This window comes from Tropicimonas aquimaris (genome assembly GCF_042676185.1).
In the GTDB taxonomy this organism is placed as follows: domain Bacteria; phylum Pseudomonadota; class Alphaproteobacteria; order Rhodobacterales; family Rhodobacteraceae; genus Tropicimonas; species Tropicimonas aquimaris.
In genome coordinates, this window is the sequence record NZ_JBHTJT010000051.1 from 241,203 (window position 1) to 256,863 (window position 15,661).

The window sequence follows — 15,661 nt, forward strand, 5'->3', positions numbered from 1 at the left end:
AGCCCATGTTCAAAGATCACCGGGCCCCGGCCCCTGACCCCATTCTGGGTGTGATGCAGGCCTTCGCCGAAGACGCGCGCGACGGGAAGATCGACCTGGGCGTCGGTGTCTACCGGACGGCCGATGGGCGCACTCCGGTGATGCGGGCGGTCAAGGCCGCCGAGCGGACACTTCTTGACACACAGGAGACCAAGGGCTACGTCGCGCTGTCTGGCGATCCGGCGTTCCACGCCGCGATGCGCGGGCTCGTACTGGGCGGGGTCATCCCCTCCGACCGCGTCGCAGCGCTGGCGACCCCAGGCGGCACCGGCGCGGTGCGGCAGGCGTTCGAACTGGTGCGCCGGGTCCGGCCCGACGCAACCGTCTGGACGCCGTCGCCGACCTGGCCGAATCACCTTGCCATTCTCGACGGGGTCGGCATGAGGCGCCGCAGCTATCGCCATTACGACGCGTCGAGCGGCGGCCTAGATCGAGAGGGGATGCAGGCCGATCTCGAGGGCGTAGCGGCGGGAGATCTCGTGCTGCTGCATGGCTGTTGCCACAATCCCACCGGCGCCGATCTCGCGCTGGAGGACTGGCGCGACATCGCGCTTCTGCTCGCTGAGCGTGGGGCCGTGCCGATGGTCGACCTCGCCTATCTCGGTTTCAGCGACGGGCTGGAACAGGACGCGGTCGGCCTCCGGCTGATCGCCGCGGCTCTGCCGGAGATGCTGGTTGCCATCTCGGGCTCCAAGAATTTCGGGCTCTACCGCGAGCGAGTTGGCCTGGTGCTTGCGCTGTGCGACGGGCCGAAGGCGGCTGCGGCCGTGCGGGGCACGCTGGCATGGCTCAACCGCCAATCCTATGCCTTCCCGCCAGATCACGGTGCGCGGGTGGTAACGACAATCCTGACGGACCCGGCGCTGCGCACCCAGTGGGAAGAAGAACTGACCGAGATGCGAGAGCGGATCGATTCCATGCGTCGGGGGCTGGCTGATGCTCTGCGCGAGGCGTCCGGCTCCGACCGCTTCGGCCATCTGGCCGGCCATCGCGGCATGTTCTCACTGCTGCCGGCCACCCCGGAGCAGGTGGAGACACTGCGCCGTGAGCATGCGCTCTACATGATCGGCGACGGGCGGATCAACGTGGCCGGCCTGACGCCGGAAACCCTCGCCCCTGCCGCCCGCGCGATCGCCGCCGTGCTGCGCTAACCCGGCGGGCCGACAGGGCGAAGCCACAAACCGAATTCCCGATAGACTGCGCCGCTTGCGTGGATCGCGCTCATGGGAGGCGTCTCATCGCCAAGAACGGTAGACCCGGCTTCGGCAATGAAAAAGCCCCGGGCGCTCGCGCGTCCGGGGCCAGGGTCGGGCTGACTGGAAGGGAGGTCAGCCTTTTGCGAACTCGGGGTAGGCTTCCATGCCCAGCTCGGCGGTATCGAGACCGGTGATCTCGTCCTCGGCCGGCACCCGGATGCCCATGGTCATCTTGAGGATGAACCAGACGATCGCGGAGACGACGAAGACGAACACGCCGACGATCACGATCGAGATCAGCTGGCCGAAGAGCGTCGCATCGGGGTTCGTCAGAACGACCGCGATGGTGCCCCAGATGCCGCAGACGAGGTGCACCGGGATGGCGCCGACAACGTCATCGATCTTGAACTTGTCGAGCATCGGCACGGCGAAGACGATCAACACGCCACCGACGGCACCGATCAGCGTCGCAGCCCCGAGGGAGGGGGTCAGCGGCTCGGCGGTGATCGACACCAGACCGGCCAGGGCGCCGTTGAGCACCATGGTGAGGTCGACCTTGCCGTACATGACCTGGGTCATGATCAGCGCGGCGATCGCGCCACCGGCAGCGGCAGTGTTGGTGTTGGCGAAGATGCGGCTGACGTCGGCGGCATCGCCCACGGTGCCGATGGCAAGCTGGGAGGCGCCGTTGAAGCCGAACCAGCCGAGCCACAGGATGAACGTGCCGAGCGTGGCGAGGGCCAGGTTGGAGCCCGGATAGGGATGCACGCGGCCGTCTTTGTACTTGCCGATACGCGGGCCGAGGATCAGCGCGCCGGCCAGAGCCGCCCAGCCACCCACGGAGTGCACCACGGTCGAACCGGCGAAGTCGAGGAAGCCGTACTGGCTGTCGAGGAAGCCGCCACCCCATTTCCAGGAGGCCTGGATCGGGTAGATGAACGCGGTCAGCACGATCGTGAAGATCAGGAAGGGCCACAGCTTGATGCGCTCGGCCAGGGTGCCCGAGACGATCGAGGCGGTGGTGGCGCAGAACATCAGCTGGAAGAAGAAGTCCGAGCCGGTGGAAGCGTAGCCGTAGTCGTCGGCGGCATCGCGGGTGATGCCCACGGCTTCGAGAACGGCCGGGCCGAAGGCGCCGAGGTAGCCGCCGGTCTCGTCAGAGCCGATCGACCAGCTGCCGAGCGGGTACATCAGGTTGTAGCCGACCAGGTAGTAGAAGATTGCGGCGAGCGAGAAGAGCGCCACGTTCTTGGTCAGCTGCATGGTGACGTTCTTCTGGCGCACCAGACCGGCTTCGAGCATGGAGAAGCCTGCGGCCATCCACATCACGAGGAAGCCGCCGATGAGGAAGAGCAGCGTGTTGAAGATGAAGATGCTGTCGGTCGACGCGTCGACACCCGGCACCGGCGCGTCCTGCGCGAGGGCCACCGTCGGCAGCGCGACAGCGGCCGCAGCGATGGCAGGAATGAACTTCTTGAGCGTCATGTCTTTTTCTTTTCCCCTGAAGGACCCGGGCTCTCAGAGCGCGTCGTCGTTGGTTTCGCCGGTCCGCACGCGGACGGCCTGGTTCACGTCGAGAACGAAGATCTTGCCGTCGCCGATCTTGTCGGTCTTGGCGGTCTTCTGGATCGTCTCGACCACCTGGTCGGCCATCGCAGCGTTGACCACGATTTCCAGCTTGACCTTGGGCACGAAATTCACGGCGTATTCCGCACCGCGATAGATCTCGGTGTGGCCCGACTGCGAGCCGAATCCCTTGATCTCGGTAACCATCATGCCGCGGACGCCGATGGCGGTGAGCGCTTCGCGCACCTCCTCGAGCTTGAACGGCTTGATTGCTGCAATGATGAGTTTCACTTTGCTCCCCTTCCGCTTGGCCGGGGGGAGGTCCCCGGCGGGTCTACGCAGGCAGACAGCCGATGGAACGAGGGAGGTTCAAGAAATCCGTGGCCGGATCCTCGGGCAGATTCCGGATATTTTGCACAATATTTGCACAATGAGGCAGTGATGCTCATTTTTTAAGCCAACTCAAGACGCGGCAATGGCACCTCCGCTCTCCCAATTGATTGCCATTCGGGGTATCAACTCTGAAAAACGAGCAGGTAAACGGTCCAGAGGCTCCCATGAGCTCCAAAGGCGGAAAGCGCCCGGTCCTTCGGGCCGACAAGCGCCCCACGAAGGCTACATCACGCGGCACAACGGCAAAAAAACCGTCCGCGAGCGCCAGCAAGGTCAGCAAGCGCAAGGCTGCACCGCGCAAATCGCGGCGCGGCGGCGCGACCGCACGTCCGCGCGGTCCGATCGGCTGGCTGCGCCGACTCATCGGCTTTGTCCTTGGCCTGATCTGGAGCCTGACCTGGCGCAGCGCGGCCGTGGTTGGCCTCGTACTCGGCGGGGCGGTGCTGTATTTCTATGCACAACTGCCGCCTTTCACCGACCTGATCGACGGGCGCACCCGCGGCTCCGTGACCCTGATGGATCGGGAGGGCGATGTCTTTGCCTGGCGCGGCGAGCAGTTCGGCTCGATCACCGACATCAACCAGGTCTCGCCGAACGTGAAGAACGCCGTGGTGGCCACCGAGGACCGGCGCTTCTACTGGCACCTCGGCGTCAGCCCGCGCGGCGTGGCCTCCGCCATCCGGATCAACCTGTCGGAGGGGCGCAGCGCGCTGTCAGGCCACGGCGGCTCGACGCTGACCCAGCAGACCGCCAAGCTGCTCTGCCTCGGCGTTCCCTATGATGCCAGCGTCTGGAAAACCGAGGCCGCCTACGAGGACGACTGCCGGCGCACGACGATCTGGCGCAAGGTCAAGGAGGCCATCTACGCGATGGCCATGGAGGCGAAGTACACCAAGGACGAGATCCTGGTGATCTACCTCAACCGGGCCTACCTCGGTGCCTCCGCCCGCGGTTTCGAAGCGGCCGCGCAGCGCTATTTCGGCGTTCCGGCCTCGCAGCTCGACCCCGGTCAGGCGGCGATGCTGGCGGGCCTGCTAAAGGCGCCGACCCGTTACGCCCCAACCAACAACCTGCAACGTGCCCAGGACCGTGCGGACACGGTAATCAAACTGATGTACGATCAGGGCTATATCACCGCGGCGGAGCGGGACCGTGCCTGGGACCGGCCGGCGACGCTGAGCGCCGCGGCCGAATCCAACACCGGCGGCTATTTCGCCGACTGGGTCATGGACACCGGTCCGAACTTCCTGACCCGCGACACCACCGAGGACGTGCTGCTCTTCACCACCATCGACCAGCGGATCCAGAAGGCAGCCGAAGGCGCGATGCGCGATGTCTTCGAGAGCAAGCTGAAGGAGGGTTCCGAAGCCCAGGCCGCGATCGTGGTGATGTCGGCCGACGGGGCGGTGCGGGCCATGGTCGGCGGGCGCGAGACGCAGGTTTCGGGCGCCTTCAACCGCGCCACGATGGCCAAGCGGCAGACCGGCTCCTCGTTTAAGCCCTTCGTCTATGCCGCCGCAATGGACCTTGGCTATACGCCGCTGGCCACCGTGGTCGACGAACCCTACTGCATCAACGTGCCCGGATCGGGCGACTACTGCCCGAAAAACTACAGCCGCGAATTCAAGGGCCGTGTCACCCTGAGCGACGCCCTGAAGGAATCTCTCAACATCCCGGCGGTGAAAGTATCCGAGGCGGTTGGCCGCGAGAACGTGCGCAAGATCGCCACCGAGTTCGGAATCGACAATGCGCTGGCCAACGGCCCCGCGCTGGCGCTCGGCGTCTCCGAATCGACCCTCGTGGAAATGACCGGCGCCTATGCTGGTATTCTGAACGGCGGCCGCTCGGTGACGCCCTACGGGCTCAACGAGCTGCGCCTGCAGGGGGAGAACGAGACGCTGATGGGGCAGGGCGGCGGTTTCGGCGAGCGGGTGATCTCGGAACAGGCCGCGCGCTATCTGGTCTACATGATGAGCCAGGTGATCGATGCCGGAACCGGTCAGCGCGCCAAGTTGGGCGACCGCCCGGCCGCTGGCAAGACCGGCACCACGCAGGCCGCGCGCGATGCCTGGTTCATCGGCTTCACCGCCGATTACGTCGCCGGGGTCTGGATGGGCTATGACGACAACACGCCGCTCAGCGGCGTGACCGGTGGCGGCTTGCCGGCGGACATCTGGCGCGAGACCATGCTGCGCGTCCACGAGGGCGTGCCGATCTCGCCGCTGCCGATGGATGTGCCCCAGGCTCCCGCGGGGGTCGCCGCGCCGCAATACCAGGGCAACACTACCACCGCGAACAGCAACGGCGCCGGACGCCAGCAGGCACCCGCCCAGGCCGAGCAGAAGGACAACCTCGCCGAGCGGGTGCTGCAGGACGTGCTCGGCAACCTGTTCGGCCGCCGGAACTGAGATCGCGCTTTGCCGGGATGACGATCCGGTGCAGGCTGCGGCCTGACGGATCAGGGGATCGCACCATGCCCGCAGAAAACCACCGGAGCCGCGCCGAACTTGGCGCGGCCCTGCCGCATATCCTGGCCGCCCCGAAGGACGAGGGGCGGCTCGACGTGATCGTCGTGCGTCCGGAAAAGGGCGCGCGCCTCTCGCCGGCGACGGTCGGGATCAGCGCCAAGGGCGGCGTCGACGGCGATCACTGGGCCAAGGGGTGCTGGAAGACCACCGCGGACGGGGCCCCGCATCCGGACGTGCAGATCTGCATCATGCCGTCCCGCTGCATCGAGGCCATCGCCGGCGACCGGGAGAACTGGCCGCCCGCCGGGGACAACCTGTTCATCGACATGGATCTCACGCCGGAGAATACGCCGCCGGGCACGCGGCTGGCCATCGGCAGCGCCGAGATCGTGATCACCGAGGAGCCGCATACCGGCTGCCAGCAGTTCATCGACCACTACGGCCGGGATGCCTGTGTCTTCGTGAATACCGGGCCCGGCAAACAGCACCGCCTGCGCGGCATCTATGCCCGGGTCACCCGTGACGGGGTGGTCTCGGTCGGCGACAGGGTGCGCAAGCTCGGCTGAGCCGACCGCGTGCCGGGGTCAGCTCAGGGACTGGAGATCCTGGGTCAGCGCGTCGATCCTGCCGCCGCGACGGTCCAGCATGGCGCCGATCTCGGTGCGTTCGGTCAGCAGCATGTTCACGCCTTCGATGAACAGGTTGAAGAACTTCGGGCTTCCTGACCGGTCCGACACCAGGAAGGTCACCTCAAACGGGTCTTCGCCGCGCAGGTAGGCGATGGTCGTCACCTCGATGAAGCTCTTCACCGGCTTGGACCCCTGCACCTCGAGCCGCCCGCCGATAAATTCGCGGAACCGCTTGCCGTACTTGCGGGAGATGTAGCCGGTGTAGGCCTTGGTATAGGCGTTGATCTGCGCCGAACTGGCGGAACGCGCCGCTGCGCCCAGCGAGTAGCGGGCGATGGTCGGCACGTCGGCGTAGCGCAGGAAGATCTTCTCGAAATCGCGGTACATCGAACTCTCGGACTTGCCGGAGGCGATCACCTTGTTGATATCGTTGACCGCGGCCGTGACCAGTTGCTCCGCGCTGCCGGCGCTCAGTGCCAGGGCCGGTGCGCCCGGCACAGCCGCCAGAGCGACGCCCCCGAGAAGCAGCCCCAGCACTTTGCGCCGGGTGGGTTCACTCGCCAGTGCCAGACATGTCATCGCCATAGATATCCTCGTAGGGGTCAAAATAATCTTCTTCTGCAACTTCGCCGCGCCCAAGCTCGAAGCGGCGGTTCTGGAGATAGATCAGCCGGGTCTGGGCGTAGCTGTCGGCCGAGTCGTAGAGAACGGAATCCACCGTCTCGGAATACCGCAGCCGGTCTGTCGCCTCGCCGGCCCAGGTGAAACCGTTGGCGACGAGGTTCTGCGGCCACGGGAACAAATACCACAGCGGATTGCCCGCGAAGTCCACCGCCATTCCCACGGTGTCACGCCGAGTTGAGGGGCCAATCACCGGCAGTTCTTGGTAGGGACCCTCGGGCACGCCCCAGACGTGCAGCGTCTCGCCGAAGTCGGTGTCGATCTCGGGCAGGCCTGCGGCGCGGGCCACGTCGAACAGGCCGAACACGCCGATGGTGGAGTTGATGCCGAGCCGCAACGTATTGTGCGCCGCATCGCCAGGGCGCACCTGCAGCAGGCTGTTGGCGATGCGCCGCGGGTTGTCCAGGTTGGCGCCGAAGTTGGCGACCATGATCAGCAGCGGGCCGGGCCCCTCCAGCGGCGCCTCTTCCACGGCAATTACCGTGCTGTCGTCCATCGCCTCGGGCGCGTCTGCCAAGATCTGCGCCGGGCTCTCGGCCTCCGACCCGCCGCCCAGCACGCGCTCATCGAGCCGCTTGTTGAACTCGTGGACCTCGCGATTGCTGGCCTCATTGGGGTCGTTGATGCCGCTGGGGATCGCCGCCGGGCCGCATCCCGCCGGAACCAGCATGAGACCGGACAAAGCGATTGCACTCAGACGGCAGGGAAAATATCCGGTGTGAAACTTCATTGGAATTATCAAACGCTTCATCATAGTTTGCCATCCGAGGCTGACCAAAGACCCGCCGGCCCCATTGTTCGTGCAACGTAGCGATGGGGATGGTGAGTGACAACCGGCCGAACACGAGGAGACCGGCGAGAATGCGCGCACCTGACACAAGAGCCGGACGGCAAGAGCTTCAGCAAGCACGAGCCCAGAGTCGCAGCCTCTTCACATCCGCGTTCCTGTTCTCGATCTTCGTCAACCTCCTGATGCTGACCGGCCCCCTCTACATGCTGCAGATCTACGACCGGGTGCTCGGCTCGCGCTCCGAGGAGACGCTGCTGGCGCTGTCGGTGTTGGTGGCGTTCCTCTACCTGATGATGGGTTTGCTGGATTATGCGCGTGGCCGGGTGATGGCCCGGGCTGGCGCGCGTTTCCAGACCCTGCTGGACAGCCGCGTTTTCTCGGCGGTGCTGCGCAGCGAAACCGGCCGTCCCGGCGCCGAAGCGGCGCAGACCGGTCTGCGCGATCTCGAGATTGTCCAGCGTTTCCTCGGCTCGCCGGCGCTGCTCGCCTTTTTCGACATGCCCTGGACGCCGATCTTCCTGTTCGCGATCTTCATCTTCCATCCCTGGCTCGGCGCGCTCGCCGTCGCCGGTGGCATTACGCTGGTCTGCGTGACGCTGCTCAACCAGTGGCGCACCCGGCAGCCGGCGCTGGAAGCCGCCGGCATGAACCAGCGCGCGGAGCGGATGTCCGACCAGATGCGCGACGAGGCCGAGGCTGTCGAGGCGCTCGGCATGCGCGGCTCGACCTTCGACCGCTGGCAGGTGGCGCGCGGCACGGCGATGGACCTGCAACTTTCCGCCTCCGACCGCGCCGGCGCCTTCACCTCGGCCACCAAGTCGCTCCGCCTGTTCCTGCAATCGGCGATGCTCGGTCTCGGTGCCTACCTCGTGCTTCAGAACGAACTGTCGGCCGGCGCCATGATTGCGGGCTCGATCCTGCTCGGCCGTGCTCTGGCGCCGGTGGAGCTTGCAATCGGCCAATGGGAGCTTCTGCAGCGAGCCTCGCGCGGCTGGCAGAACCTGATGCGGCTGCTGTCGGACGTGCCGCCGGAGATCCAGCGCACGCCCCTGCCGCGCCCCGCCGCGCGGCTCGAGGGCCAACAGGTGACGGTGGTGCCGCCCGGCGAGAGCCAGGCTTCGCTCCGCATGGTCAGCTTCATGCTTCCGCCCGGCAAGGCGATGGGCGTGATCGGTCCCTCCGGCTCTGGCAAGACGACCCTCGCCCGCGCCATTACCGGCGTCTGGCGCTGTGCCGGCGGCAAGATCCGGCTCGATGGCGCGGCGCTCGATCAATACGATCCGGACGTCCTCGGCCAGCACATCGGCTACCTGCCGCAGCGGGTGACCCTGTTCGACGGCACCATCGCCGAGAACATCGCCCGCCTTTCGACCCAGCCGGACCCGAAAAAGGTCGTGGAGGCGGCGCAGAAGGCCGCCGCCCACGAGATGATCCTCAAACTGCCGCAGGGCTACGATACCCCGCTCGTCTCTGCCTCCAACCGGCTCTCCGGCGGTCAAATCCAGCGGATCGGCCTGGCGCGCGCGCTCTACGGCGATCCTGTGATCCTGGTGCTCGACGAGCCCAACTCGAACCTCGACAACGAGGGGTCTGAGGCGCTGAACCGTGCGATCCGGCAGATGAAGTCGGAGCAGCGATCGGTTATCATCATGGCGCACCGCCCGGCGGCGATTCAGGAGTGCGAACTCCTGCTCGTCCTTGATGGCGGTATCCGCCGCGCCTTCGGACCGCGCGACGAGGTTCTCTCCGAAGTGGTCCAGAACGCGGCCCAGATCCAGAGCTCCAAGGGGCAGGGAGGTGTTTCGTGAGCATGCGCCAAATTCCGTCGGCCCGCGGGCCGCTGATCGTCGGCTTCGTCGCCCTGCTGATCCTGGTGGGCGGCTTCGGCACCTGGTCTGTGATGACCCATATCTCCGGCGCCATCGTGGCGCCCGGACAACTCGAGGTGGAGCAGAACCGCCAGGTCGTCCAGCATCTGGATGGCGGCATCGTGGATGAGGTGCTCGTAGAGGAGGGCGATATGGTCGCCGCCGGTGACGTGCTGATCCGGCTCGACCCGACCGACCTCAACTCCGAACTGGCCATCGTCGAGGGCCAGCTTTACGAGCTGATGGCGCGGATTGGACGGATGACGGCCGAACGCGACGGGCTCGAGGAGATCGAGTTTCATCCTGAACTGGTCGAGGTCGCCGGACAGCGAGAGGAGATCGCCGAGCTTCTTGAGGGGCAACTTCGGCTCTTCGAAGCGCGACTCACCACGATGGAGAAGGAATCGGAGCAGCTCGCGCGCCGTCGCGACCAGATCCAGTCGCAGGTGGAGGGCATCGATTCGCAAACCAACGCACTCGGCGAGCAGCTGGAGCTGATCGACGAGGAACTGAGCGACCAGCAGTCGCTTCTCGACAGGGGGCTGGCACAATCTGCCCGTGTCCTGGCGCTACGCCGTGAAAAGGCCGGGCTCTCCGGCACCATCGGGGAGCTGACCGCGAGCCGCGCCGAGGCTCTCGGGCGGATGACGGAAATCGACATCGAAATCCTCAAGCTCGAAACCTCCCGCCGCGAGGAAGCCATCACCCGGATGCGCGACCTGCAATACAACCTTGTGGAGTTGATTGAGCGCCGCCAGAGCCTGCGCCAGCGGCTGGCGCGGATGGAGATCACCGCGCCGGCGTCGGGCATCGTCTATGGCATGGTCGTCAACACCCCGCGCTCGGTGGTGCGGCCGGCGGATCCGGTGGCCTATATCGTGCCGCAGGACCGGCCTCTGGTGATCGCCACACGGGTCGAGCCGATCCACGTCGACGAGGTGCACATCGGCCAGGACGTCGTGCTGCGCTTCTCTGCCTTCTCGTCGCGAACCACGCCCGAGATGAACGGGGTCGTGGCGAAGATCTCCGCAGACGCCTTCACCGACGAACGCACGATGGTGTCCTACTATCGCGCCGAGATCGAACTGAAGGACGGCGAACTGGAGAAACTCGAGGGGCTGGAGATCATCCCCGGGATGCCGGTCGAGGCCTATATCCAGACCAACCAGCGGACGCCGATGGCCTACCTTCTCAAACCCTTCACCGACTATTTCAACAAGGCGTTCCGGGAAACCTGACGCCCTCTCCAAAGGAGCGATGCCCATGCCAGGCGTCATCGAAACCCGCCTCGCCGAACTCGGCGTGACCCTTCCCGACGCGCCCGCTCCGGCGGCGAACTATGTGCCTTTCGTGGTAGTTGGCGACCTCGTCTTCGTGTCCGGCCAGATCAGCGCCGGACCCGACGGACTCGTTACCGGCAAGCTCGGCGCCGACGTGGACGTGCCTGCGGGCGCGGCTGCGGCCAAGCTCTGCGCGCTCTCGCTCCTCGCCCAGTGCAAGGCCGCCTGCGGCGGCGACCTCGACCGACTGAAACGGGTGGTCAAACTGACCGGTTTCGTCAATTCCACGGCCGATTTCACCGATCAGCCCAAGGTCGTGAACGGGGCGTCGGACTTCCTCGTCGAGGCGCTCGGCGACGCCGGCCGCCACTCCCGGTCCGCGGTCTCGGCGGCGGCCCTGCCCTTGGGCGTGGCGGTCGAGATCGAGGCGATCTTCCAGATCGACTGACCTAGGCAAACCATCACAGGCAGGCCCGCCATGACGCTCCATGCGGATTTCCTTTCACGCCCGATCGCGCACCGGGCGCTCCATGACCGCGCCGCCGGCCGGCCGGAGAATTCCCGCGCCGCCGTGCGCGCCGCGATCGCCGGGAATTACGGGATCGAGATCGATCTGCAGCTTTCGTCGGACGGGCAGCCAATGGTGTTCCACGACGACGACCTGAAGCGGCTGACCGGCGAGGACGGCCTGCTTCGGGGGCGCAGCGCCACCGAACTCGGCAAGATCGGCCTTCTCGGCGGCGAGGAGGGGATTCCGACTTTCGCAGAGATCCTCGAGCTGGTCGCCGGGCAGGTGCCCCTGCTGGTCGAGATAAAGGACCAGGACGGCGCGCTGGGGCCCGATGTCGGCCCCCTGGAAGAAGCGGTCGCGGAGGTGGCGAAGGGCTATGCCGGCCCCATCGCCTTCATGTCCTTCAACCCCCACTCCATGATCGCCTTGGCTGCCCATGCGCCGGAAGCGGCGCGGGGTCTGACGACCTGCGCCTTTGAGGCGGCGGACTGGCCCGCGGTGCCCGAGGCGACCCGGACCCGGCTGGCCCGGATCGCCGATTTCGATGCGGCGGGCGCCAGCTTCATCAGCCATCATGCCCGCGATCTGGGCAATCCCGCCGTCGATGCGGTGCGGGCGCGCGGCGTGCCGGTGCTGTGCTGGACGATCCGCTCGACCGAGGCCGAGATGGAGGCGCGCCGGCTTGCCGACAACGTGACCTTCGAGGGCTACCTCGCGGCTTGATCCCGGCCCGGCCAGCGCCAAATGTAGGGCCGCCAACAGATCCGAAAGGCGCCATGAGCCAGCCCGAGACTGCCATCGAGATACAGGTCCTGCCGTCGCTTGCCGTGATCCCGGCGGCCGAGTGGGACGCATGCGCCTGCCCCGAGGCAGCCGACGGGTTCCGTCCGCTCGACCCCTTCACCACCCACCGCTTTCTCAGGGCGCTGGAGGAAAGCGGCTCGGTCGGTCCGGGCACCGGTTGGCAGCCTTCCTACCTGGTGGCGCGGCTCGGTGGTGAGGTGATCGCCTGCGCGCCGCTCTACGCCAAGCAGCACAGCCAGGGCGAATACATCTTCGATCATTCCTGGGCGCAGGCCTACGAGAATGCCGGCGGCGATTATTACCCGAAGCTGCAGATCGCGGTACCCTTCACCCCAGCAACGGGGCGGCGGTTTCTGGTGAAGCCCGGCTTCGAACAGATCGGCATGGGCGCGCTGGTCCAGGGCGCGGTGAAGCTTGCGACCGACAACGGCGTGTCCAGCCTGCACGCGACCTTCTGCACAGCCGACGAGGCCGCGGCGGGTCGGCAGATGGGCCTGATGCACCGCATCAGCCAGCAGTTTCACTGGGAGAACGCCGGCTACGAGGATTTCGACAGCTTCCTCGCCGCGCTTTCCTCCCGCAAGCGCAAGAACATCCGCAAGGAACGCGCGACCGCGCAAGGCTTCGGCGGGCTCATCCGGGCGCTCACCGGCGACGAGATCGAGCCGCATCACTGGGATGATTTCTGGGTCTTCTATCAGGACACCGGCAGCCGCAAATGGGGCCAGCCCTACCTCACCCGCGCGTTCTTCGAAATCGCCCACGAGACCCTGCGCGACGACATCCTGCTCGTGCTGGCGGAACGGGAGGGGTTCAACGTCGCCGGCGCGCTCAACTTCATCGGCCGGCGCGCGCTCTACGGCCGTTACTGGGGCGCCCTCGAACGGCATCCCTGCCTGCATTTCGAGGCGTGCTATTATCAGGCCATCGACTTCGCGATCGCCCACGGCCTGGAGACGGTGGAGGCCGGGGCGCAGGGCGAGCACAAGCTGGCGCGCGGCTATCTGCCGGTGACCACCCACTCACTGCACTGGGCTGCGGATCCGGGCTTTGCCCGAGCCATTGCCGAGTTCCTGAAGGCCGAGGCGCGTGCCGTCGACGAGGAAATCGAGATCCTGACGAGCTATGGCCCGTTCAGGCGAACCGGGGAGGACCACGATTGACCGATACCATCGAACCCGCCGCACTGGAGCGGCTCCGCAACGCGGGCTGGACCCTGGAAGAGGGCGGCAAGGCGATCACCCGAAGCTTCCGCTTCGCCGATTTCGTCGAGGCCTTCGGCTGGATGACCCGCGTGGCGATCCACGCCGAGAAGCTGAACCATCATCCCGAGTGGAGCAATGTCTACCGCACGGTCGAGGTGCGGCTGACCACCCATGACGCCGGCGGGCTGACCGAGCGGGACCGCAAGCTCGCCGAGGCGATGGACCGGCTGGCCGGCTGATCCTGCCCCCGGACGAAACGGCGCCGCCCGCGTCACCAATTGCCTTTCGCCGTCCCCCGGCGATAGGGTGCGCGCGCGATCACGCCAGTCCAAGGAGAAGCCCATGTCGGGTATTGTCGTCGTTGGCGCCGGACAGGCCGGCTCCTCGCTCGTGGCGAAACTTCGGGCGGAAGGGTTCACCGGCAAGCTGACGCTGATTGGCGAGGAGCACGCGCCGCCCTACCAGCGCCCGCCGCTTTCAAAGAAATACCTTCTGGGCGAGATGGAGCTGGAGCGCCTTTACCTGCGACCCGAGGCCTTCTATGCCGAGAACGACATCACGCTGCTCACCGACCGCCGGGTCCACGCGATCGACCTTGCGGACCGAAGGCTCGTGCTCGGCGGCGATACGCTCGCCTACGACCAGCTTGCGCTGACCACCGGCTCCATCCCGCGGCGCCTGCCGCCGGCGATTGGCGGATTGCTTGGGGGGGTGCACGTGGTCCGTACCCTGCGCGACGTGGACCGGATCGCCACCGAGATCCGTCCCGGCGCGCGGGCCCTGATCGTCGGCGGCGGCTACATCGGGCTTGAGGCCGCGGCTGTGGCCTCGAAGCTGGGGCTGGACGTGACGCTTGTCGAGATGGCCGACCGGATCCTGCAACGCGTCGCTGCGCCCGAGACCTCCAACTACTTCCGGGTGCTCCACCGCGGCCATGACGTCGATCTGCGCGAAGGCGTGGGGCTGGAGCGGCTCACGGGCGAGGATCGTGTCACCGGCGCGCGCCTGACCGACGGCACGCACCTGCCGGTGGACATGGTGATCGTCGGCATCGGCATCAGCCCGGCCACCGAGCTGGCGGAGAACGCGGGGCTGACGATCGACAATGGCATCGCGGTGGACGCGCAGGGCCGCACCTCCGACGCCAATGTCTGGGCCGCGGGCGATTGCGCCTCCTTCCCCTGGCGTGACGGCCGGATCCGGCTGGAAAGCGTCCAGAACGCCATCGACCAGGCGGAACTCGTGGCGCGCAACATGCTCGGCGCGGCGGAGGCCTATGACCCGAAGGTCTGGTTCTGGTCGGATCAGTACGACGTGAAACTGCAGATCGCCGGTCTCAATACCGGGTATGACCGGGTCGTCATTCGCCCCGGCGGGCGCGATGGCGTGGTCTCGCACTGGTATTTCGCGGGCGAGAAACTGCTCGCCGTGGACGCGATGAACGATCCGCGCTCCTACATGGTCGGCAAGCGCCTGATCGATGCCGGCAGATCCGCCGACCCGGCCGCCATTGCGGACCCGGCCACCGACCTGAAGGACCTGATGAAGGCATGAGGATCATTGCCGGACGGAACCGCGGGCTCGCGCTCGCGTCGGTGGGCAAGGGGGATGCGGCCGCGCATCTGCGCCCGACCTCGGACCGGGTGCGCGAGAGCCTGTTCAACCTGCTCGCCCACAGCCATGGCGACCCGGTGGAGGACGCCCGCGTGCTGGACCTCTTCGCGGGTACCGGCGCGCTCGGGCTGGAGGCTCTGTCGCGCGGTGCGTCGCACGTGACCTTCGTCGACGACGGCGGAAAAGCGCGCGCGTTGCTGCGGGAGAATATCGAGAAGATGCGCGCACAGGGGGTGACGAAGGTCTTCCGCCGCGACGCGACACGGCTCGGAGAGGCGCGCGGCCCGGCCTTCGATCTGGTATTTCTCGATCCGCCCTACGGCAAGGGCCTGGGAGAACGCGCCATAGTATCGGCGCTGGCCGGTGGCTGGCTCGCGCCTGGCGCTCTGGTGGTCTGGGAGGAAAACGCCCCGATGGACCCGCCGGAGGGCTTCGAGCTGGAGGATCGCCGCAACTGGGGCGACACCCATGTCACGCTTCTGCGCGGCCCGGAGCGTGTGGGCAGCGCTCCGTCCGAAAGCTGACGGTGCGCTGCCACTAAACTTGGGGAAAGAGGTATTTTCGCCAAGAAGAAAAGCGAAACGGTTCGCCTTCTTCTTGGCTCAAATACCCCTGTT

Annotated in this window: 15 protein-coding genes; 11 read left to right on the plus strand and 4 right to left on the minus strand. The window is 66.7% G+C overall.

Features of this window, described 5'->3' with window-relative positions; translation table 11 throughout:
- The first annotated feature begins 5 nt into the window (after positions 1-5).
- On the plus strand, positions 6-1,190 hold the full coding sequence (locus tag ACFQ2S_RS22260; RefSeq protein WP_386078202.1) for an amino acid aminotransferase: 1,185 nt from the start codon (positions 6-8) through the stop codon (positions 1,188-1,190).
- Positions 1,191-1,367: 177 nt separating this feature from the next.
- Here ACFQ2S_RS22260 and ACFQ2S_RS22265 read toward each other — a convergent pair whose 3' ends face one another.
- Both ACFQ2S_RS22265 and ACFQ2S_RS22270 read right to left on the minus strand, forming a co-directional pair.
- Complete coding sequence (locus tag ACFQ2S_RS22265) at positions 1,368-2,720, minus strand: ammonium transporter (protein WP_386078205.1); 1,353 nt, start codon at positions 2,718-2,720, stop codon at positions 1,368-1,370.
- A gap of 33 nt (positions 2,721-2,753) precedes the next feature.
- Positions 2,754-3,092 (minus strand): P-II family nitrogen regulator, encoded by a 339-nt coding sequence (locus ACFQ2S_RS22270; RefSeq protein WP_068116246.1) that lies wholly within the window; start codon positions 3,090-3,092, stop codon positions 2,754-2,756.
- A gap of 266 nt (positions 3,093-3,358) precedes the next feature.
- On the opposite strand from ACFQ2S_RS22270, the gene ACFQ2S_RS22275 reads away from it, so the two are divergent.
- Together ACFQ2S_RS22275 and ACFQ2S_RS22280 are read left to right on the plus strand one after the other, a co-directional pair.
- Positions 3,359-5,602: a transglycosylase domain-containing protein gene (locus ACFQ2S_RS22275; protein ID WP_386078209.1), complete on the plus strand. Its 2,244-nt coding sequence runs from the start codon at positions 3,359-3,361 to the stop codon at positions 5,600-5,602.
- 65 nt (positions 5,603-5,667) lie between these two features.
- Positions 5,668-6,228: an MOSC domain-containing protein gene (locus ACFQ2S_RS22280; RefSeq protein WP_386078212.1), complete on the plus strand. Its 561-nt coding sequence runs from the start codon at positions 5,668-5,670 to the stop codon at positions 6,226-6,228.
- A gap of 18 nt (positions 6,229-6,246) precedes the next feature.
- Here ACFQ2S_RS22280 and ACFQ2S_RS22285 read toward each other — a convergent pair whose 3' ends face one another.
- Both ACFQ2S_RS22285 and ACFQ2S_RS22290 read right to left on the minus strand, forming a co-directional pair.
- Positions 6,247-6,876, minus strand: a complete 630-nt coding sequence (locus ACFQ2S_RS22285; RefSeq protein WP_386078215.1) for an MlaC/ttg2D family ABC transporter substrate-binding protein — start codon at positions 6,874-6,876, stop codon at positions 6,247-6,249.
- The gene (locus tag ACFQ2S_RS22290) at positions 6,845-7,702 is read right to left on the minus strand and encodes an MlaA family lipoprotein (RefSeq protein ID WP_386078218.1); all 858 of its coding nucleotides are present in this window, start codon (positions 7,700-7,702) and stop codon (positions 6,845-6,847) included. Before ACFQ2S_RS22290 ends, ACFQ2S_RS22285 begins: the two co-directional genes overlap by 32 nt.
- Before the next feature lie 131 nt (positions 7,703-7,833).
- Here ACFQ2S_RS22290 and ACFQ2S_RS22295 point away from each other — a divergent pair, with 131 nt between their 5' ends.
- The 8 genes from ACFQ2S_RS22295 to rsmD all read left to right on the plus strand — a co-directional run bounded on the left by ACFQ2S_RS22295 (position 7,834) and on the right by rsmD (position 15,568).
- Positions 7,834-9,570: a type I secretion system permease/ATPase gene (locus ACFQ2S_RS22295; RefSeq protein WP_386078221.1), complete on the plus strand. Its 1,737-nt coding sequence runs from the start codon at positions 7,834-7,836 to the stop codon at positions 9,568-9,570.
- Positions 9,571-9,572: 2 nt separating this feature from the next.
- On the plus strand, positions 9,573-10,868 hold the full coding sequence (locus ACFQ2S_RS22300; protein WP_386078376.1) for an HlyD family type I secretion periplasmic adaptor subunit: 1,296 nt from the start codon (positions 9,573-9,575) through the stop codon (positions 10,866-10,868).
- Positions 10,869-10,893: 25 nt separating this feature from the next.
- Positions 10,894-11,358, plus strand: coding sequence for a RidA family protein (locus ACFQ2S_RS22305; RefSeq protein WP_386078223.1), 465 nt, complete (start codon positions 10,894-10,896; stop codon positions 11,356-11,358).
- Between the two features lie 30 nt (positions 11,359-11,388).
- The gene (locus ACFQ2S_RS22310) at positions 11,389-12,144 is read left to right on the plus strand and encodes a glycerophosphodiester phosphodiesterase family protein (RefSeq protein ID WP_386078226.1); all 756 of its coding nucleotides are present in this window, start codon (positions 11,389-11,391) and stop codon (positions 12,142-12,144) included.
- Between the two features lie 53 nt (positions 12,145-12,197).
- Positions 12,198-13,388: a GNAT family N-acetyltransferase gene (locus ACFQ2S_RS22315; protein ID WP_386078228.1), complete on the plus strand. Its 1,191-nt coding sequence runs from the start codon at positions 12,198-12,200 to the stop codon at positions 13,386-13,388.
- Positions 13,385-13,669: a 4a-hydroxytetrahydrobiopterin dehydratase gene (locus tag ACFQ2S_RS22320; protein ID WP_386078231.1), complete on the plus strand. Its 285-nt coding sequence runs from the start codon at positions 13,385-13,387 to the stop codon at positions 13,667-13,669. The genes ACFQ2S_RS22315 and ACFQ2S_RS22320 overlap by 4 nt, the downstream gene beginning before the upstream one ends.
- A 103-nt stretch (positions 13,670-13,772) precedes the next feature.
- The gene (locus ACFQ2S_RS22325) at positions 13,773-14,984 is read left to right on the plus strand and encodes an NAD(P)/FAD-dependent oxidoreductase (RefSeq protein WP_386078234.1); all 1,212 of its coding nucleotides are present in this window, start codon (positions 13,773-13,775) and stop codon (positions 14,982-14,984) included.
- Positions 14,981-15,568 carry a 16S rRNA (guanine(966)-N(2))-methyltransferase RsmD gene (gene rsmD / locus ACFQ2S_RS22330; RefSeq protein WP_386078237.1) on the plus strand — a complete coding sequence of 196 codons (588 nt, stop codon included), beginning with the start codon at positions 14,981-14,983 and terminating at the stop codon, positions 15,566-15,568. Before ACFQ2S_RS22325 ends, rsmD begins: the two co-directional genes overlap by 4 nt.
- Positions 15,569-15,661 lie beyond the last annotated feature (93 nt).